This window comes from Priestia sp. ST2, assembly GCF_055810735.1.
This window is the reverse complement of the sequence record NZ_JBVVNT010000006.1, coordinates 92139-112353: the sequence shown is the minus strand read 5'-3', so window position 1 is coordinate 112353 and position 20215 is coordinate 92139. Positions and strand designations below refer to the sequence as shown.

At 36.1% G+C, this 20215-nt stretch carries 24 protein-coding genes; 18 read left to right on the top strand and 6 right to left on the bottom strand.

The window, feature by feature from the left end:
- Positions 1–20: 20 nt before the first annotated feature.
- The 13 genes from AC0KUU_RS23860 (at position 21) to AC0KUU_RS23800 (ending at position 10682) form a co-directional block, all read left to right on the top strand.
- Positions 21–443, top strand: a complete 423-nt coding sequence (locus AC0KUU_RS23860) for a transcriptional regulator GutM (RefSeq protein WP_473453263.1) — start codon at positions 21–23, stop codon at positions 441–443.
- Positions 444–464: 21 nt separating this feature from the next.
- Entirely contained in the window at positions 465–992 is a 528-nt protein-coding gene (srlA, locus tag AC0KUU_RS23855) for a PTS glucitol/sorbitol transporter subunit IIC (RefSeq protein WP_098813156.1), read from the top strand.
- Positions 993–1030: 38 nt separating this feature from the next.
- A complete protein-coding gene (srlE, locus tag AC0KUU_RS23850; RefSeq protein WP_473453261.1) occupies positions 1031–2062 on the top strand; it encodes a PTS glucitol/sorbitol transporter subunit IIB in 1032 nt (343 codons plus the stop codon).
- 32 nt (positions 2063–2094) lie between these two features.
- The gene (locus tag AC0KUU_RS23845; RefSeq protein ID WP_098813155.1) at positions 2095–2454 is read left to right on the top strand and encodes a PTS glucitol/sorbitol transporter subunit IIA; all 360 of its coding nucleotides are present in this window, start codon (positions 2095–2097) and stop codon (positions 2452–2454) included.
- Positions 2455–2510: 56 nt separating this feature from the next.
- Entirely contained in the window at positions 2511–3449 is a 939-nt protein-coding gene (locus tag AC0KUU_RS23840; protein WP_473453259.1) for a sugar-binding transcriptional regulator, read from the top strand.
- A 78-nt stretch (positions 3450–3527) separates the two neighbouring features.
- Entirely contained in the window at positions 3528–5546 is a 2019-nt protein-coding gene (tkt, locus tag AC0KUU_RS23835; protein ID WP_473453257.1) for a transketolase, read from the top strand.
- Positions 5547–5567: 21 nt separating this feature from the next.
- Positions 5568–5840 (top strand): phosphocarrier protein HPr, encoded by a 273-nt coding sequence (locus tag AC0KUU_RS23830; protein WP_098813152.1) that lies wholly within the window; start codon positions 5568–5570, stop codon positions 5838–5840.
- A 55-nt stretch (positions 5841–5895) separates the two neighbouring features.
- Positions 5896–6345 (top strand): ribose 5-phosphate isomerase B, encoded by a 450-nt coding sequence (gene rpiB, locus AC0KUU_RS23825; protein ID WP_473453255.1) that lies wholly within the window; start codon positions 5896–5898, stop codon positions 6343–6345.
- Between the two features lie 206 nt (positions 6346–6551).
- Positions 6552–7889, top strand: a complete 1338-nt coding sequence (locus tag AC0KUU_RS23820; protein ID WP_473453253.1) for a glucose-6-phosphate isomerase — start codon at positions 6552–6554, stop codon at positions 7887–7889.
- A 252-nt stretch (positions 7890–8141) separates the two neighbouring features.
- The gene (locus AC0KUU_RS23815) at positions 8142–8657 is read left to right on the top strand and encodes a hypothetical protein (protein WP_473453251.1); all 516 of its coding nucleotides are present in this window, start codon (positions 8142–8144) and stop codon (positions 8655–8657) included.
- 120 nt (positions 8658–8777) lie between these two features.
- Positions 8778–9446 (top strand): fructose-6-phosphate aldolase, encoded by a 669-nt coding sequence (gene fsa / locus AC0KUU_RS23810; RefSeq protein ID WP_098813148.1) that lies wholly within the window; start codon positions 8778–8780, stop codon positions 9444–9446.
- A 79-nt stretch (positions 9447–9525) separates the two neighbouring features.
- On the top strand, positions 9526–9861 hold the full coding sequence (locus AC0KUU_RS23805) for a hypothetical protein (protein ID WP_473453249.1): 336 nt from the start codon (positions 9526–9528) through the stop codon (positions 9859–9861).
- 176 nt (positions 9862–10037) lie between these two features.
- Positions 10038–10682, top strand: coding sequence for a histidine phosphatase family protein (locus tag AC0KUU_RS23800; protein WP_473453247.1), 645 nt, complete (start codon positions 10038–10040; stop codon positions 10680–10682).
- A gap of 165 nt (positions 10683–10847) precedes the next feature.
- On the opposite strand, the gene AC0KUU_RS23795 is transcribed toward AC0KUU_RS23800, so the two are convergent.
- From AC0KUU_RS23795 to AC0KUU_RS23770, 6 genes are all read right to left on the bottom strand, one after another.
- Complete coding sequence (locus AC0KUU_RS23795; protein WP_193421619.1) at positions 10848–11177, bottom strand: bh protein; 330 nt, start codon at positions 11175–11177, stop codon at positions 10848–10850.
- Positions 11178–11211: 34 nt separating this feature from the next.
- Positions 11212–11475: an HPr family phosphocarrier protein gene (locus AC0KUU_RS23790; protein ID WP_473453245.1), complete on the bottom strand. Its 264-nt coding sequence runs from the start codon at positions 11473–11475 to the stop codon at positions 11212–11214.
- A gap of 168 nt (positions 11476–11643) precedes the next feature.
- Positions 11644–12012, bottom strand: a complete 369-nt coding sequence (locus AC0KUU_RS23785) for a PTS glucitol/sorbitol transporter subunit IIA (RefSeq protein ID WP_180234993.1) — start codon at positions 12010–12012, stop codon at positions 11644–11646.
- 23 nt (positions 12013–12035) lie between these two features.
- Complete coding sequence (gene srlE / locus AC0KUU_RS23780) at positions 12036–13079, bottom strand: PTS glucitol/sorbitol transporter subunit IIB (RefSeq protein ID WP_473453243.1); 1044 nt, start codon at positions 13077–13079, stop codon at positions 12036–12038.
- A gap of 27 nt (positions 13080–13106) precedes the next feature.
- Positions 13107–13643 carry a PTS glucitol/sorbitol transporter subunit IIC gene (gene srlA / locus AC0KUU_RS23775; RefSeq protein WP_473453241.1) on the bottom strand — a complete coding sequence of 179 codons (537 nt, stop codon included), beginning with the start codon at positions 13641–13643 and terminating at the stop codon, positions 13107–13109.
- 15 nt (positions 13644–13658) lie between these two features.
- Positions 13659–14042, bottom strand: coding sequence for a transcriptional regulator GutM (locus tag AC0KUU_RS23770; protein ID WP_473453239.1), 384 nt, complete (start codon positions 14040–14042; stop codon positions 13659–13661).
- Positions 14043–14293: 251 nt separating this feature from the next.
- Between AC0KUU_RS23770 and pdhA the strand changes: the two genes are divergently transcribed.
- The 5 genes from pdhA to AC0KUU_RS23745 are packed head-to-tail and all read left to right on the top strand — an operon-like array spanning position 14294 to position 20078.
- Complete coding sequence (pdhA, locus tag AC0KUU_RS23765; RefSeq protein WP_473453237.1) at positions 14294–15277, top strand: pyruvate dehydrogenase (acetyl-transferring) E1 component subunit alpha; 984 nt, start codon at positions 14294–14296, stop codon at positions 15275–15277.
- 17 nt (positions 15278–15294) lie between these two features.
- The gene (locus AC0KUU_RS23760; protein ID WP_473453235.1) at positions 15295–16293 is read left to right on the top strand and encodes an alpha-ketoacid dehydrogenase subunit beta; all 999 of its coding nucleotides are present in this window, start codon (positions 15295–15297) and stop codon (positions 16291–16293) included.
- Positions 16294–16306: 13 nt separating this feature from the next.
- Positions 16307–17662 carry a dihydrolipoamide acetyltransferase family protein gene (locus AC0KUU_RS23755; protein WP_473453233.1) on the top strand — a complete coding sequence of 452 codons (1356 nt, stop codon included), beginning with the start codon at positions 16307–16309 and terminating at the stop codon, positions 17660–17662.
- 12 nt (positions 17663–17674) lie between these two features.
- Entirely contained in the window at positions 17675–19072 is a 1398-nt protein-coding gene (lpdA, locus tag AC0KUU_RS23750; protein WP_473453231.1) for a dihydrolipoyl dehydrogenase, read from the top strand.
- 52 nt (positions 19073–19124) lie between these two features.
- A complete protein-coding gene (locus AC0KUU_RS23745) occupies positions 19125–20078 on the top strand; it encodes a sugar-binding transcriptional regulator (protein WP_473453229.1) in 954 nt (317 codons plus the stop codon).
- Positions 20079–20215: the final 137 nt, after the last annotated feature.

The window sequence follows — 20215 nt, the reverse complement described above, 5'->3', positions numbered from 1 at the left end:
AAAGGAGGAGGTTACTTCTTATGAAATTTGTTATGATTCTTTGCTTTTTGTTAATTGTTCAGTACGCACTTACTTTTATACAAATGCGATACTATAGAAAAAGTATGGATAATATTGTAAGAGCTTACAAAGGGAAAGAAGGGTATTATTTCTTTTCTGGTATGGAAAGAAGAAAATTTAGACCTGGTGCCATTGCTATGCTTGTTGTAGATGATAATTATATTATTCAGGAATGTTATGCAGTAAATGGTTTTTCTGTTTTATCAAAATTTAAAGAGTTAAGCACATATAAAGGCCAACACACAGGGGCTGTACTAGATACTTTAGAGAATTCAAATAATAAGGGGAAGTCTAAACGATTACCTGCAATTAATATGGCTCTTTCAAAAGCTTCTGAAAATGCATTGTTATCAATTTCGAAAAAAAATATCTCATTGGTTTAATAGGAAGGAGTGCTAATTGCAATGGAATGGATTCAATGGTTCGGAGAACACTTTATCGGAATATTTGATGCTGGTGGAAAACAATTTATGAGTCTCATAACTGGTATTGTACCAACACTAGTTGTACTACTGACATTTACGTACGCAATGATTAAGTTTATAGGAGAAGAGAGGGTTAATAAAGTCATTCAATTTGCTGCAAAATATACTTTATTAAGATATACATTAATGCCAATGTTATCAATTTTAATGCTAACAAATCCAATGGCTTATACATTTGGACGATTCTTACCAGAAAAACAAAAACCAGCGTTTTTTGATTCTTTAGTTTCTTTCTTTCATCCTGTCACAGCTTTATTCCCTTACGCAAATGCAGGAGAACTATTTGTTTATTTAGGAATCGCCAACGGTATAAAACAGGCTGGCTATTCAATGTCTGATCTTGCTGTTCGATATTTCTTAGTTGGAATTGTCATTATGCTATTGCGTGGTGTGATTACTGAACTTATCACAAAACATCTAGCTAAAAAAATGGAAGCGAATTCTTAAGAGGGGGAGGAATTACCATGGCACAAGGAGGAAGCGTCATGATCAAGCAACGTGCAATTTTTGTTGATAAAGGTTCAGGTGGATGGGGAACAGGCCTGAGAATTGAACCAAAAGGAAAGAAAGTGAAGGTTGTTTCAATCACAGGAGGAGGAATCCATCCAGTAGCTAGAAAGATAGCTGAAGTTTCTGGCACAGAGGCTGTAGATGGCTTTAAAACATCAGTTCCAGAAGATGAAATGATGTGTGTAGTAATTGATTGCGGAGGAACTGCAAGAATTGGTCTTTATCCAATGAAACGTATTCCTACAGTTGATATTCTTCCTTCTTCACCGTCTGGACCACTTGCCAAGCATATTAAAGAAGATATTTTTGTTTCAGGTGTGACAGAAAAGCAAATTAGTGTAGCTGATGAACAAACGGAAAATGGAATTAGTCAATCGGAGACTCAAGAAGAGCCAGCAGCTAAACAATTCGATACCTCAGATAAAGAAAGCTTTAAAAAAGATTATGAACAGTTAAAAAAGGAAAAGCAAGATAGTCAAGGCGATAATTTCCTGATTAGATTTTCTAGGGGAATTGGAAAGGTAACAGGAACATTTTATCAAGCAGGACGCGATTCCATTGATATGCTTATCAAGAACATCATTCCTTTCATGGCTTTCGTTAGTATGTTGATAGGGATCATTAACTATACGGGTATTGGTGACGCTATTGCAACGTTCTTATCACCACTCGCCGGTTCGTTATGGGGATTAATTGTAATCGTACTTGTGTGTACTTTACCATTCCTTTCTCCTGTACTAGGACCTGGAGCAGTAATAGCACAAGTTATTGGTGTTTTAATAGGTACTGAAATAGCAAAAGGAAATATTCCACCTCAATTTGCGTTACCTGCTCTATTTGCTATTAACGCACAAGTTGGTGCGGACTTTATCCCAGTTGGATTATCACTTGGCGAAGCAAAGCCAGAAACGGTACAATATGGTGTACCTGCAGTATTATATAGTCGTTTAATTACAGGTGTTCTTGCCGTTGTAATTGCCTATGTTGCAAGTATTGGAATGTATTAATCATAATTTTATAAACAGATGGAGGAATTAGCATGTACAAGTCTATTGTAAAAGAAATTGGAGAACTAGCTTTATCATTTGAAGAAGAGAAGATTATGATCCTATTTGGGCCTCAAGCACCAGAAGGCTTAAAAGAAGTGGCAGTCATTCATGAAGTTGAAGGAGATACTTCGGATCAACCTATTAAAGAAGGGGGCACTCTTCAAATTAATGATCAACAATTTACAATCACAGCTGTTGGTTCTTTAGCAAATAATAATTTGATGGAACTTGGCCATATCTCAATTTACTTTTCAGAACCTACAGAAGAAGTTCTTCCAGGTGCAGTATTTGCAAGTCCACATGTACTTCCGCAATTTGAAAATGGAAGTGTAATTGAATTTAAAGCATAATAAGATAAGGCCTCCTAGAGTCCAAGCATATATAAAGAAAAAAAGGAGGTACTAGTTTGAACTTACCTGAAGATAGTAGATTACTTGTGAAAGTAGCTCATATGTATTATGAAGAAGGAGCTACTCAATCCCAAATTGCAGATGAGGTAGGAGTCAGTCGATCTCTCATTTCTAAGTATCTTTCAAAAGCTAGAGATCTTGGAATTGTGGAAATTATTATCCATGACGATAAGATTCATCCTTATAGACAATTAGAAGGAAAAATCGAACGTTTATACGGCTTGCGTGAGGTGGTATGTATCCCAAATCTTGGAGGTGAATCTTCCAAGAGTAGGTTAGGAGCTGCAGCGAGTAAATATTTGCTACGAGTGCTAAAAGACGGTCAAACGGTTGGAGTATCTGCGGGAACAACGTTACATGAGGTAGCAAAAGCTTTGTCATCTCCTCAATCTTATCCATCTGTTACATTTGTTCCTCTAGTTGGTGGGATGGGAAATGAACGAATGGATATACATGCAAATCATATTGTAGCTCAACTTGCAGAAAGCATACAGGCCCAGTACAAGCTTCTTCATGCTCCTGTAGTGGTTGATTCTAAAGAAGCAAAAGAAGTATTTATGAGACAAAATTCTATTCTAAATGTTTTTGAACTTGCCACTCAGTCTGACATAGCAATTGTGGGGATTGGTGGGACTCCTGAACATTCAACGATGGTAAAATCTTATCTAGGTCAAGATTATCAAGGATATTTTGATCAAGGTGATATCGCTGGAGACATTTGCTATAACTTTATTAATACCAAAGGACAGTCAGCAGATAGTTTTTGGAATGAAAAAGTTATTACACTTGATTTAGAAAAATTAAAAGAAATCCCTCTAGTGGTGGGTGTTGCTTGTGGGATAGAAAAAGTACAGGCAATAAAGGCAGCCCTGGAAGGAAGATTAATTGAGGTATTAATTACTGACGAAGAGACAGCAAAAGCTTTGTTGGATTAATTTAAGAGAAATGTGGGACGAGAGAGCTATACCATCGTCCCCTTATTTTTTAAAAAGGGAAGAAGAAGGAGAAGAAAAATGAATTCATCTATTGAACAATTATCTATTTCAACTATTCGAACACTGTCTATAGATTCTATTGAAAAAGCGAATTCAGGTCACCCAGGTATGCCAATGGGAGCTGCTCCAATGGCATATACATTGTGGACAAAATTTATGAACATCAACCCAAAGAATCCAAACTGGTTCAACCGTGATCGCTTTGTATTATCAGCAGGACACGGATCAGCACTATTATACAGCTTGCTTCATTTAGCTGGATATGACTTATCAATTGAAGACCTTAAAAACTTTCGTCAATGGGGAAGTAAAACACCAGGTCATCCGGAGTTCGGTCATACAGCAGGTGTTGATGCAACAACCGGCCCACTAGGGCAAGGCATTGCAATGGCTGTTGGTAAAGCAATGGCAGAACGTCATTTAGCTGAAACATATAATAAAGAAGGTTTAGAAATTGTAGATCACTTTACATATGCCATTTGTGGTGACGGTGATTTAATGGAAGGTGTATCAGCTGAAGCAGCTTCGTTAGCAGGACACTTAAAGTTAGGTCGACTTGTTGTATTATACGATTCAAATGATATTTCCTTGGATGGCGATCTAGATCGTTCATTTTCGGAAAATTCAGAAGAAAGATTTAAATCTTATGGCTGGCAAGTGATTCGTGTTGAAGAAGGGAACAATTTAACTGAAATTGCAAACGCCATTGAAGAAGCAAAATCCGATTTAACACGCCCAGCGCTAATTGAAGTAAAAACAACAATCGGATTTGGCTCTCCAAACCACGCAGGTACGTCTGGCATCCACGGTTCTCCATTAGGCGCCGATGAAACAAAATTAACAAAAGAAGCTTATGCATGGAGATTTGAAGAAGATTTCTATGTGCCTGAAGAAGTGTATGCTCACTTCAAAGCTACAATTGCTGAAGATGGTCAAAAGAAGGAGAACGAATGGAACGACGTATTTGCTCAATACAAAGAAAAGTACCCCGAACTAGCTTGTCAATTTGAACTAGCAGTAGAAGGTAAATTACCAGAAGGCTGGGACCAACAACTGCCATTATATAAAGCAGGTTCTAGCTTAGCAACTCGTGCTTCTTCTGGAGAAGCCCTAAATGCAATAGCACAAGCTGTGCCACAATTCTTCGGAGGCTCAGCTGACTTAGCAGGATCAAACAAAACAATGATTAAAGGAGAAGAAGATTTTACTCCAGCTGATTATAGTGGACGTAACATCTGGTTTGGCGTGCGCGAATTCGCAATGGGAGCTGCATTAAATGGTATGGCTTTACACGGTGGTGTAAAAGTATTCGGCGGTACATTCTTCGTATTCTCTGATTATCTTCGCCCAGCAATTCGCTTAGCAGCTTTAATGAAGCTTCCTGTAACCTATGTATTTACACATGACAGTATCGCAGTGGGAGAAGACGGCCCAACACATGAGCCAATTGAACAATTGCCAGCACTTCGTGCAATGCCAGGTCTTTCAGTGGTTCGTCCTGCAGATGCAAATGAAACAGCTGCAGCATGGCGTTTGGCATTAGAGTCAACTGACCGCCCAACAGCGCTTGTGTTAACTCGTCAAAATCTACCAACACTTGAAGGTACAAAAGAAAATGCATATGAAGGCGTATCTAAAGGTGCCTACGTTGTATCTAAAGCTGGTAAAGATCAAGCTGATGCATTAATACTTGCAACAGGCTCTGAAGTAAGCCTGGCAGTAGAAGCACAAAAAGTATTAGCTGCAGAAGGCATTGACGTATCTGTCGTAAGTATGCCTGCATGGGATCGTTTCGAAGAGCAATCTGCTGAGTACAAAGAAAGTGTTATCCCTAAATCAGTGAAAATACGTTTAGGTATTGAAATGGCTTCTACACTTGGATGGGAACGTTATGTTGGAGACGAAGGACAAGTTCTTGGTATTAATCATTTCGGGGCATCTGCTCCTGGTGAGACAATCATGGAAGAATTTGGTTTTACAGTTGAAAATGTAGTAGCAAAAGTAAAAGAGTTAATAGAAGTTGCTATCGTACATTAATAAATGGGAGAGGGATTACAAATGGTTGAAAAAAATTACATTATAGTAGATGATGCAGGGCTACATGCTCGTCCATCAACAAAATTAGTAGGTACTGTCTCAGGATTTCAATCAGAAGTACTAATTGATTATAACGGAAAGCAAGTAAACTTAAAATCGATTATGGGTGTCATGTCACTTGGAATTCCAAAAGGGGCTATCATTAAGGTAATTGCTCAAGGCGAAGATGCAGAAAATGTGATTGCTGCAATTGATGAGATAGTAGAAAAAGAAGAACTTGCCAAAATAGAATAGTATTAAGATTATATGATTTTACCAGATAACACCTTTAAACATGGAGGTTAACAGCATGAAAGTACTAATTGCTTCAGATCATGGCGGAGTAAATATCCGTAAAGAGATTATGTCACTAATGGAAGAAATGAAAATTATGTATGAAGATTTAGGATGTGAGTGCAGCAATTCTGTTGATTATCCAGACTATGCTATACCTGTTGCGGAAAAGGTAGCAAATGGGGAAGCAGATTTCGGAATTTTAATTTGTGGTACTGGTATTGGAATGAGTATTGCTGCAAATAAAGTAAAAGGAATCCGTTGTGCGCTTGTACATGATGTTTTTAGTGCAATAGCCACGCGCGAGCATAATGATAGCAATATTTTAGCAATGGGAGAGCGTGTAATCGGACCAGGGTTGGCTCGTGAAATCGCAAAGGTATGGTTAACAACACAATTTCTGGGTAATCGTCATGAAAAACGCATCCAGAAAATCACACAGTATGAAGAAGAGTATTGTTACTAAAATTGGAATTAATAAGTAAAATAAAAGGAATATAAAAGGAATATAAAGGGATGTTAACCCCTTTGTATTCTTAAAAATAATAGTATAATCAGCGTTTATATTTTGTTTTACAACAAAATTAGATAAGGTCATACCAGCATAATCTTTAGAACTTCTAAGTGAAAATTTAATATCATGAATTCCTAAATATAAAGGAGCAATATATTATGTCGATTTCTTTTGATTACTCTAATGCATTACCTTTTATGAAGAAAACTGAAGTAGACAATTTAAGTGAATTTGTAAAGGCAGCCCATACTACACTTCATGACAAAGAAGGTTATAGAAGTGGTTATCTTGGTTGGGTTGATTTACCTCTGAACTATGATAAAGCTGAGTTTACGCGGATTAAACAAGCTGCCAAGAGAATTAGAGAGCATTCAGATGCTCTTATTGTAATTGGTATCGGAGGATCCTATTTAGGTGCAAAATCAGCTATTGAAGCTTTATCTCACAGTTTTCACAATCAAATTGCTGGTAAAACACAAGTTTATTTTGCTGGTCAAAATATCAGTTCTACCTATATAACTCATTTGTTTGAACTCTTGGAAGGGAAAGATATCTCTGTAAATGTTATCTCTAAATCAGGAACAACTACTGAGCCTGCCCTTGCTTTCCGACTATTCCGTGACTATATGGAGAAAAAATATGGAAAAGAGGGGGCAAGGGAACGTATTTTTGCCACTACAGATCAAGAAAAGGGTGCATTAAAGAAGCTTGCTGACGAAGAAGGATATGAAACTTTTGTGATTCCAGATGATGTAGGTGGAAGATATTCTGTGTTAACGGCAGTAGGTCTATTGCCAATAGCAACAGCAGGAATTGACATTGATCAAATGATGGAGGGCGCATTGGCTGCAGCTCAAAAATATAATAATGCAGACTTATCGACTAACGAGAGCTATCAGTATGCGGCAGTTCGAAATATATTAAACCGTAAGGGTAAAGACATCGAATTACTTGTTAATTATGAACCCTCTCTTCACTATGTATCAGAATGGTGGAAGCAACTTTTTGGAGAAAGTGAAGGAAAAGATCAAAAAGGATTATTCCCTGCTTCTGTTGATTTTTCAACTGATTTGCATTCGATGGGACAATATGTGCAGGAAGGTCGACGTAATCTTATAGAAACAGTAATGCAAATTAAGAAACCTCAAATTGAAGTTACTATTCAAGAAGATCCAGAGAATATCGATGGATTAAACTTCTTAGCTGGCAAGACGATGGACGAAGTAAATAAAAATGCATTCCAAGGTACACTTTTGGCCCATGTAGATGGGGAGGTACCTAATCTTATTATTGAACTGGATGAACTAAATGAATATACGTACGGAGAGATGGTTTATTTTTTCGAGAAGGCTTGTGCTATGAGTGGACATTTACTCGGTGTAAACCCTTTTGACCAACCTGGAGTTGAAGCTTACAAGAAAAATATGTTTGCCTTACTTGGAAAGCCAGGTTTCGAAGCTGAAAAAGCTATTCTTATGGAGCGTTTATCTAGATAATTCTTTACGAATGAATCAAAATACCTTTACCTGCAGAGGATCTTACTTAAATACAAGAGTTATGGTTTATTTAATTCGTTATATCATAAGACATTGGTCAACAACTTAATTATGGGTTCCCTATCATTTCGTATATAGGTGGCTGTAAAGAATTTATTAAAAAATAAATGAATGATTATTTATTATGTACTTTAACGAATTTAATTTCAGAATAGATTCATCATAACTTTACTGTAAAGAGAGGTGAAAAGTATGAATGTGCTAGATGCCAAAGTAATTACAACGATAACTGGTTTGGAAATATATTTAGATTTGGCGGAAACTAGTCAAATAAGAAAAGTTTGTATTCCTACTATAGATAATCCATTCTATGAAATCCAATTTGGAATTAAGTATTTTCTCCTAAGAAAAGAAAAATATTATGATAGTCACAGAAGCTATTTTAGTATCTGTATGAATAATGATTTTAATCGGATTACATTACAGGAGCCTGAGACAGAAAGTTTATTTGCAGTTAAAAGTCAAACTGAAAGACAAGCTACCCAGAATCTTTTAGGAGAATGGTTTATTAAAACAAGTGCTTATAAAGAATCTATAAACGAAGTTATAAAAGAAGTCAAAAAAGAAAACGTTTATACCGAAGAAGATATTCAACATACAGTCGAAACAGTGAGGTTCCTAGAAAAATTACTCAAATTGACACCGAGTGATATTCAAAATGCACCTCTGGAAATGTCAAATTCATTACAAATGACAACAACTAGTTGAAGTTCTTCGATATTGAGTAAGAATTTGTTTACTCATATAAGTTTTAATTAGTCCTGTAGAAAAGCCACAACAGTAAAATTTTCGAACAATTAACTTAAGATTGAGAGAGAGGAATTTATTATGAAATTTTTTATTGATACAGCAAATCTCGAGGATATTCAAAGAGCTTATAAAACAGGGGTTTTGTCTGGTGTTACGACGAATCCTTCTTTAGTTGCTAAAGAAGGTGTAAAGTTTGAAGATCGTATTGCGGAAATTTGTCAGGTAGTTCCTGAGGTTGAGTCTGTTTCTGCCGAAGTAACGCCTGATGCCGTTACAGCAGAAGAAATGATTGAACAAGCAGAAGAACTTATTAAAATTAATGGTGGAGATGAGAAAGTAACAATTAAATTACCTATGACACTAGCTGGCTTAGAAGCTTGTCGCTACCTTGCTAAGAAAGGCGTTAAAACCAACGTAACGCTTATTTTTACAGTAAATCAGGCACTCTTAGCAGCACGAGCAGGGGCTACTTATGTGTCTCCATTTCTTGGTCGTTTAGATGACATTTCTGAAGATGGGGTACAGCTAGTAGAAAAAGTAGCTCAGTTATTCCGTATTCATAACCTTGATACACAAATTATTGCAGCTTCTGTTCGACATCCAGATCATGTAACCCGTGTAGCGATGGTTGGAGCTGATATTGCAACAATCCCCTATTCAGTTATTGAGCAGCTTTCTAAGCATCCATTAACGGACCAGGGTATTGAAAAATTTGCTGCTGATTGGGAAAAAGCTCCTAAGAATTAATATAGAATAAATAAGTTGAAGTGAAGATTTAGCAAGAGTTATTGTACAATCCAGGTATACGCGTGTAGGAGTTGATTTTTTGAGTAAGAGCAATGAAATGATAAGGATGGCGAGCCAAAAGGGTTACACTGTTAATAAATTAGGTGAAATAATTAACCCAAAAGGTAAACTTGTAAAAGGTTCAATTGGTAAGTTTAAGAATTCTACTTATAAGACATTTGGTATAAGTTATAAGGGGATTTCTAGGCCCATACTAGTTCATCGTTTTGTAGCTTACAAAAAATTTGGAGAGGCTGCCCTGGAGGCTGAATGCATCAGGCATCTTAACCATAACTCTTTAGATAACAGACTCGACAATATTAATATTGGAACATACAGAGAAATTTATGAAACTAAAATCAGAGGTATTAGCTAGTCTGTTTTTTAGAGATGGAATTATGTTAGTTGTTTTATTGGATACCTTTGGGTATCTTTTTTTATTCTAATGTATGAAAGTGTATTGTTAAAGTACTTAAAATATGAATATGGATTGTCTTTTTATTTTATTATGTAATAGAAGAAAGTAACCGAAAATAAAGGATGTGTTTAGGTTTGACAAATGATAAAAAAGTCACTCTTTATTTCGTTCGCCATGGTGAAACTCAATATAATGTAGAAAAACGAATACAAGGATTTTGTGATTCACCACTTACAGAAAGAGGAATCTTTCAAGCAAAATCAGTAGGGAAAGGGTTATCTGATATCAACTTTAAAGCAGCTTACTCAAGTGACAGCCAGAGAGTTCTAGACACAGCAAAATATGCAATAGGTAATCGTGACATCCCTTTAATAGTTGATCCTCGACTTAAGGAAATGAACTTCGGGGTTTTAGAATCTTTAATAGAAGAGGAAATCTTTAATCAACATGGAAATATCCTGGAGAGATTATTCAGTTTTAAAGATTTAAATGTTTCTGCTCCCGAAGGTGAGTCCTATATACAACTTTTTACAAGAACCACCAATGCAGTTGCAGATATTATAAAAAAACATGTTCTAGAGGGTGGGAATATTCTAATTTTTTCACATGGTATTACTATTGGAAATTACATTTTACAAGTAACACAAAGTCAAGAATACTCTGTGCATGAAAATTGCAGTGTTTCTGTTGTTAGTTACATAAATGGCCAGAGTAAAGTTGAAAAAATTGCTGATACCTATTATAGAGAAAAAGGTAGCGAATATCTAAACAAGCAATAAAACAGTTTGTGTTCTCATATTCAAAGATTATTCTAAAAGGTAAGTAAATAGCAGGAATACCTTAGTTCTCAACATAGGGTAATCCTGCTATCTATAAGTAAGGTCTACCTTAGATTTAAGTAATTAATTGCAATGATCAGAATCCTTATACCTAAGTTATATTTTCTATTGCTTAAATCGTTTAATAACTTTACGTGACTCATTTAGATCACTCATAATTCTATAAGGTTTACTAATCACACGAACAGGAATCTTATATAAAAACCCACTTAAATTTTCTTTGTATTCTGTTGTAATCCTTGAAGGTTTTGTGGATATACGGTCATAAACTTCCTTGTAAAATTCCTTCATAATATCTCTTTGTATTTTCATCGTACGTTCACACTCTTCACATTTAACGCTTTCGAGGTTGCCATTAACATAACTAATAATATGGGGAGTTTCTTCGTTACAAGTGATACAGTATAAATCAGATTCCATTTCAGAACTTTTCATGTTGTTCCTCTCCTTAACATCGATCGTTCTAAGCCTAATCCTCTAGCCTATGTTCAATAAAGTTGACCAAAGATTCGATTACTTGTTGCTCATCCGGCCCTTCGGCTTCTATTCTAATAGTTGATCCCTTTGAAATTGCTAGACTCATGAGACCCATAATGCTTTTACCATTAATCTTTCTTTCACCTTTTATGACTGAAACTTCAGATTGGAAATTATTTGATATTTTCACAAACTGTGTTGTTGGCCTTGCATGTAGACCCGTCTCATTCATAATATTTATTTCAACAGAATTCATAAAAAGTCCTCCAGCTTCCTTTTAAAGTATTTGCTTCATTTTTTTCTACTTATCTAAAAAAGGCATGCTTGGTAATATGAAATAATAGTTTTTTTATCCTTTGCTAACCTAAGATAATCTTTTTAAGAGTCCTAATCTACAGTTTTACTTCAACAAATACCTATGTTTCTAAGGCAATTGTCTAAAAACAAGTTGAGTTGAGGTAGAAATTTTAGGGATATCTTTTTCTTCTACACAAATCATCCCAGGCATTTCAGCTTCTGAAGAACCATCAAAAGTTACAGTTGAATGTCCTAAATCCCTCATTGTTTCATTTGCTTTATTTCCAACAAAAGTGACTTTAAAAGACTTGTTATCTATTACTAATTCATCGCCTACTTTAATATCATCTTCTAATGCGCAACGTTTATGCACGATAGAAACATCTCGTAAATCCGACGGGGCAGATTCATTAAATAAAATCATCATTTTTTCTTGTAGAAATAGCTCAACTTGTGAACCAATCTCTATAACAGTAGAATCATAAATCTTTTTCATAATAATCATCCTCCAATTAGTTATTATTCGTATAGACCAAAACTAAATACATAGGCAATTGCTACAGCTAATGGACCTGTCATTAACCTTGACATTAGTACTGCAGGCACACCCACTTCAACTGTTTCAGGCTCAGCTTCACCGAGAGTTAAGCCTACGGGAACAAAGTCACATCCTGCTTGAGGATTAATTGCAAATAAGGCTGGTAAAGCTAAGTTTGGTGGAATGTTTCCTCTCCCAATTTCTACTCCTATTAATACACCAACCACCTGAGCGATAACGGCTCCAGGACCTAGTAGTGGTGATAAGAGAGGAACTGCACAGATGACCGATAGGAGTAGAAGTCCTAAAATATTTCCAGCTAGTGGAGATACAAATTTAGCAATTAAATCTCCAATTCCTGTATACAAAATAATTCCAATAATGGTGCTAACTAAAGCCATGAAAGGTAATATGTTTTTAATGACCTGTTCAACTGTTTCACGTGCTGCTTGATAGAAGATTCCAACTACGCTACCCATGCTTCGTCCAATTTTTTCAATGAGCGATACCTTAACTGGATCCTTGAAAGCATATTGGGCAGCTTTTTTCTTTGCTTCTTCTTTTAATTGTTGTGGTGTGTGGGAGGCAGTTTGGTGCTTTAATTTAGATTGATTACTCTCCTCGAATTTTTCGGAGACAAATTCAATATTTTCTTCTTTTACACCCGATACAAAGTTATGTTCTTTAATAAAATTCATTAGGGGTCCTGAAGGAGATGTGGGTGTTAAATTTATTGTCATTACTCCCATTTTCGGATAGACACCACAGCGAGCAGTTCCACCACAATCGATGATGACACAGGCCATTTGATCACTCTCAATAGACGTCTTAAATCCATCTATAGCTATTCCACCTGTTAGATCAGCAATTCTTTGTGCTATAGGGTGTATGCCCCCTCCAGTAACTGATACAATATATTTTCGAGTTTCATTTGGTTCAATAACCAAAGGTCCTCCCCATCCACTGTTTCCTTTAGAGATTTTAACTGATTTAAATGAAGTTAGAACAGCTTGACTTTGACTCATTTATTTTCCCCCTCTCTTTAGAGTAGATTAGTTAGACGCTTCTTTTAACTCTCTATTTTTTATCATTTTTAAAGTGATTTTTTCTGTTATAATCCCTCTAATCAAAATTACAATCATCCCTACAATAAAAAAGCGAATTGCTAATGGTCCAAGGGATAAATTTAACTGAGTGATGCCCGCGGAGATTCCTGTATAGACGAATAGTTCAGCTGCATTTGCATGTGGAAATAGACCTGTTATTGGATGTACTAAAGAAACAGCTGAATCGTAAAACGCAGGCTTTTGTTTTTCGGGTAAAAACTTTCCAAATGTATAAGCCATTGGATTGGTTAGGAAAAACACGGCTAGCAAGGGGAAGACAGTGTATCGTAAAATAATATTTTTAGTGCATTTTTGTGCAAACCTCTGAATCTTCTCCTCTCCAACCAATTTAATAAGGGCATTAACAGCTGTAATTAAACAAATCAAAGTGGGGACAATTCCTGTTAACATTCCAACAAAGGTTTCTCCACCTTTTTGAAACATACCTATAAAACCTTCTGCTAACTTTACAATCCAATCCATCATTTTCCCTCCTTTTTATAGAACAGAAACCATTTGGTTCATTTGTAGATGTATTTTCTCAATTGCCATTTTTAAAGATAATTGGTACTTGGGTTCGTAATTTAAAACGTTTGTATCTAGAATATCAAGATTATTAAAACGCTTACATTTTTTGAATTTTGCAAAGACTGTAACGCCAGACATAATTCTACAATCAACAACAGTTCCTTTCACATCAGTTACCATTATTAAAACAGTTCCAATTCCAAATCTTTTCTTATCAACTCCTATACCTAGGTAACCAGAAGAGTGATTGCTCATTTCTTTAACGGTTTGGTGATAGTGCTTTAATTGTTTTTTTGTCATCAAAAATTGTAATAGCCAAAGTACTATAAAAATAGTGATGAATACTCCCCACATTTTCACACCCCTTAACAAAAGTTCTTTAAACTTACTTTTGTTAAGAGTATAAATTCTTCTGATTAAGATTGTCAATAACATTAGTCTGAAAAATTAAAAATATTTAATTAACCCAATAATATAGTAGTTATTTAGGATTTTTATTTATTATATCTAAAAAAATAATTTTCTACTTGACGAATTATCTGATAATAAATATGATATTAACAAAGGTAACTATAAAGAACAAATGTAAATAAGGAGGAAATGCTATGCTCAGTACAATGAAATTACCTTCTCATATCACAGAGAAGAAACTTAAAAGTCTTTATAAAGAAATGTGGCTCATTCGCTATTTCGATGAAAAAGTGGATCAATTTTTTGCAAAGGGAATGATTCATGGAACTACTCACCTTTGCGTTGGGCAAGAAGCATCGGCATCTGGATCAATCGGAGTATTGCAAGCTAAGGATAAAATTATAAGTACACATCGAGGCCATGGTCATTGTATTGCAAAAGAAGGTGACGTCAATAAAATGATGGCTGAATTGTTTGGAAGAGTAACAGGTTATTGTAAGGGAAAAGGCGGTTCAATGCACATTGCAGATGTTGAGAAAGGTAATCTTGGAGCTAATGGAATTGTAGGTGGAGGAATTCCACTTGCTGTAGGTGCTGCTTTAACTTCTAAAATGAAAAACCAAGGGTATGTTGTATTATGCTTTTTCGGAGATGGTGCTTCCAATGAAGGTAGCTTCCACGAAGCTTTAAACTTAGCAGCTATTTGGGATTTACCAGTTGTGTTCATTTGTGAAAACAATCAATACGGAATGTCGGGACCAGTAAAAGAAATGACAAGAATTGAAAATATCGCAGAACGTGCAAACGCTTACGGAATTCCTGGAAAAGTAGTAGATGGGAATGACATGATTCAAATCATGAATACCGTACATGAATCAGTAGAGAAAGCTAGGGAGGGTAATGGACCGGCTTTAATTGAAATGAAAACTTACCGTTGGAAAGGTCATTCTAAAAGTGATGCGAAAAAATATCGTACCCGTGAAGAAGAAACTGAATGGAGAAAGAAAGATGGTATTAAGCGATTTAAAGATTTGTTAATAGAAGAAAAAATATTGAGTGAAGACGAAGCAAATAAGCTACAAGAAGAGGCGAAAAAAGAAATTGAGGAAGCCGTGAAGTTTGCTGAAAATAGTCCAGAACCACCATTAGAGAGCCTTTTAGAAGATGTTTATGCTTAAAGTTGGGAGGAATTAATATGACGGAGATTAAAACAAGAGAAATTACTTTCTTAGAAGCAGTTAGAGAAGCTATGAGTCAAGAGATGCGTCAGAATGAAGATGTATTCATACTAGGTGAAGATATTGGGGTATATGGCGGGGCATTTGGTGTGACACGGGGAATGATTGAGGAATTTGGACCAGAACGTGTTCGTAACACACCGATTTCAGAAGCAGCAATCGCAGGTGGGGCAGTTGGAGCTGCTCTTACTGGTATGAGACCGATTTTAGAATTGCAATTTTCTGATTTTATCACAATTGCAATGGACCAACTAGTGAACCAGGCAGCTAAAACTCGTTATATGTTCGGCGGTAAGGGAAAGGTTCCAATGGTTGTAAGAACACCTGCTGGTTCAGGTACAGGAGCAGCAGCTCAACACTCACAAAGTTTAGAAGCTTGGATGGCTCACATCCCTGGTCTAAAAGTTGTTCAGCCATCTAATGCCTATGATGCTAAAGGTCTATTAAAAGCAGCAATGGACGATGATAACCCCGTTATTTTTTATGAACATAAATTATTATACCGAACACAGTGCGATGTACCGGAAGAACAATACTCTATTCCATTAGGAAAAGCAGATATTAAACGTGAAGGAAAAGATGTCACCATTGTAGCAACAGCAATTATGGTACATAAGGCATTGGAAGCAGCAATAGAATTGGAGAAAGAAGGAATTGATGTAGAAATCATTGATCCACGTACAATTGTTCCTTTAGATGAGGAAGCTATTATAGAGTCTGTGAAAAAGACTGGTCGTCTTATCGTAGTACATGAAGCAGTTAAACGCGGCGGATTTGGTGGCGAGATTGCTAGTATGATTGCTGAAAGTGAAGCATTTGACTATTTAGATTCGCCAATCAAACGTTTAGGAGGGTTAGCAGTTCCGATTCCTTATAATCCAACATTAGAGAAGGCTGTTATTCCTCAAGTTCCAGATATTATTGAAGCAGTCAAAGAAACAGTTCGTTTTAAATAAGGAGAGTGAAAACATGGCAAAAGAGATTTTTATGCCAAAACTAAGTAGTACGATGGAAACTGGCACCCTCCTCGAGTGGTTTAAAGAAGAGGGAGATACGGTTGAAATAGGGGAACCACTTTTTGAAATCTTAACAGATAAAATTAACATTGAAGTTGAAGCATATGACGACGGTATTTTATTAAAGAAGTATTTTGATACTGATGACCAAGTGCCAGTTAACCACGTAATTGGTTATATCGGTCAATCAAATGAACAAGTACCTGCAGAATCTCCAGGTGAGTCGGGCGAATCAAATGAATCAAATGAATCAAGTGAGCAAATAGTTCAAGAAGAAACAGTAGCTGAGAAGGCTGAAAGACCATTAGTAGCTGCCTCAGTTATTTCTGGCGAAAAACCGCGTGCTACCCCAGCAGCAAGAAGAATTGCAAAAACGAATCAAGTGGAGTTAACCGCCATAGCTGGAAGTGGTCCAAATGGAAGAGTTCATGTAAAAGATGTCAACGAATACGTTAATGAAGATCAAACGCATTCAAAAATCACACCACTAGCTAACAAAATAGCTAAACAAGAGAACGTAGATATAACTACAATTTCAGGAAGTGGTCTAAACGGCAAAATTGTTAAACAAGATATATCTGCGGCTATTCAAGAAAAAAGCACAAAAGCACCAGCTTCTCCACAGAAGCGAAGAAAAATTGGTGGTATGCGTAAGGTGATTTCAGATCGGATGTCTCAAAGTGCTTTCACAGCACCTCATGTTACATTAACAAGTGAGATTGATATGACAAAGGTAAAAGAGTTACGTGTTCAACTCTTACCTATTGTTGAAAAGCAAACAGGCATGCGATTGTCTTATACAGAAGTAATTATAAAAGCAGTAGGACTAGTGTTGTCACGTTTCCCAGCAGTCAATGCATCTTTTATAAATGATGAAATTATATACAATGATGCTGTTCATATCGGTTTGGCGGTTGCTGTTCCAGATGGATTAATGGTACCTGTTCTTAAAGATGTAAACCAAAAAGGCTTAGCAGACTTAACAATGGAAGCAAAAGATATTGGTAAACGCGCAAGAGAACAAAAGTTATTACCTGATCAATTAAAAGGTTCAACGTTTACAATCAGTAACCTTGGGATGTATGCAATAGACGCATTTACACCAATTATTAATCAACCAGAAACAGCTATCTTAGGGGTAGGTAGAATGCTAGAGAAACCTGTAGTTATAAATAGTGAGATTGAAGTCCGTCCAATGATGACATTAAGCATGTCATTTGATCATCGTGTAATTGATGGAGCTCCAGCAGCAGAATTTTTAACGGAACTCAAACGGGTTCTCGAAAATCCGTTTGAATTGCTAGTATAAGAGGTGGAAAATATGATGAATGCTTATGAAGTTGTAGTAATAGGTGGAGGGCCAGGTGGATACGTAGCCGCATTACATGCGGCAGAGCTTGGAAAAAAAGTTGCATTAATTGAGGCTGATTTTTTAGGTGGGACCTGCTTGAATAGAGGTTGTATTCCTTCTAAAACGTTGTTGAAGCACGCTGAGGTAATTGAGTCTATTGAAAAAGCGCAATCGTGGGGAATTGAAACTGGAGAACTTTCTTTCTCGTTAGACAAAATGAAAAAGCGCAAAGATGATGTCATTCATCGTTTACGACAGGGAATTTCTTATTTGCTAAACCAGGGGAAAATAGATGTTTATGAGGGTTTTGGCAAAGTTGAAGAAGGCAAAAAGATTAGAATTGAATCAAATGGAAAAGAAGAAAGCATTCAAGCTGAACGTATTATTGTAGCTACAGGATCGACTCCTATTATTCCACCGATAGAAGGTTTAGCCTCTGTTGATTTTGACACAAGCGATACAATTTTTGATATTCAAGATATTCCTAAATCAGTTGTTATTATTGGTGGTGGGGTCATTGGCGTAGAATTTGCCTGTATCTTTGCTAGCTTAAAAGCAGAAGTAACAGTGATTGAAGCAGCAGATCGCATTATTCCAAGTGAAGATGTAGATGCTTCAAAGATGTTAAATAAACTTCTTAAGAAAAAAGGTATTCAGTTTCATACAAGTACCAAGGTCACTAAAGTTCAAGAGAGAAACATGCAAAAAGTGGTCATGTGTGTAGATTCAAAAGGAAAAGAGCACCTATTCGAAACAGAGACTCTTATCTTGAGTGTGGGGCGAAAACCGAATCTCTCAGCTGTTCAAAATGCAAACTTGGCAATGGAAGGACCTTTCATCAAAGTCAATGAAAAGATGGAAACAAATATTCCTGAAATTTATGCAGTTGGCGATGTAGTTGGAGGTTACCAATTAGCTCATGTTGCAAGTGCAGAGGGAATTGTAGCTGCCAAAAATGCAAGTGGAGTTTATGATGAGATTGATTATAAAGTAGTGCCTCGCTGTATTTATACATTACCTGAGGTAGCTAGTGTAGGAATTACAGAAGCAGAAGCAAAAAAACAAGGAATGCCTGTTCGGATTGAGCGCTTTGACCATAGTGGAAATGGAAAAGCTCTGGCCTCAGGAGAATCAGAAGGTTTTGTTAAAATAGTATATGAAGAAAAGTATGGAGAGATAATTGGTGTAACAATGGTTGGTTCGCATGTTACAGAAATGATTTCCGAAGCTTCTGCTTTTGTATACTTAGAGGGAACAGTCGAGGAAGTGTCAAAAATGATACACCCTCACCCAACTGTTTCTGAATCATTTTATGAAGCAGCTATCAATAGTGTAAACGCTATGAGAAAGAAAGGTGTTCTTGTCTAATAGAGAATACATCTTTGTTAGTTAATAGATTTAGCTAAAAAGAGGCGATGGCATGGTAGTAGGTTGGGAAGAAAGAAGACAACTGGTAAAAGTAGCTAATTTATATTATATGGATGGGTGGACGCAAGAGCAGATTGCTAAGAAAGTGGGCGTATCTCGACCTATTATTTCGAGAATTCTGCAGAAGGCAAGAGATTCAAAAGTGGTAGAAGTTTATATTAAGGACGAAAATATTCATACAGTGGAATTGGAACAACAGCTAGAAAAGCGATATGGATTGAAAGATGCAATTGTTGTATCTACTGTAGGGTTAACACCTGATATGGTTAAAAAAGCAGTAGGTCAAGCAAGTGCCTATTATCTTTCTAAATATTTAAAGAAAAGAAATGTAAGCCAACTTGGTATTTCGTGGGGTTCTACTTTAGCTGAATTAGTAAAAGAATATCCGTTTGAACGAAAAGAGCAGATGAACATTGTACCTCTTGTAGGCGGCATGGGAACACAACAGGTTGAAATTCATGCAAACCAACTGGCTTATGAGTTAGCTAAAAAAATGAGTTGTACGTGTTCGTACTTATATGCTCCTGCAATTGTCGAAACAAAAGAATTGAAGGAACGTCTAGTAACTATGAAGGAAATTTCGTCTGTCCTAGATGAAGGAAAAAAAGTAGACGTGGCCCTTATTGGATTAGGAAATCCTTATAAAGGTTCTATGCGGAAGCTTGGTTACCTAAAAGATAACGACCTAAAGCAATTACGAAAAATAGGTGTTGTAGGTGATATTGGATCTCGCTTCTTTGATGAATGGGGAGTAGTTGTTAGCCATCCGTTAAATGATAAAGTAATTGCACTACCATTAGAGCAATTAAAAAAAGTAAAAGAAGTCATCGGAGTAGTTGAAGGGACTCATAAAGTAGAAAGTACCAAAGCTGCTCTGAAAGCAAACTATTTAGATGTACTTATTATAGATGAACAAACTGCATTAGCACTTTTAGAAGCGAAATAATAGAGCTGACTCAAAGGTTATTTTATTAAATTCCTTTGACGTCAGCTCCTTTATGTAGGTATCAATAAACTTAGAAGGTTTTCATGTGTATTGAAAATAGATAATTCTGAATTTTTTAATTCATGTCCTTATAAAAG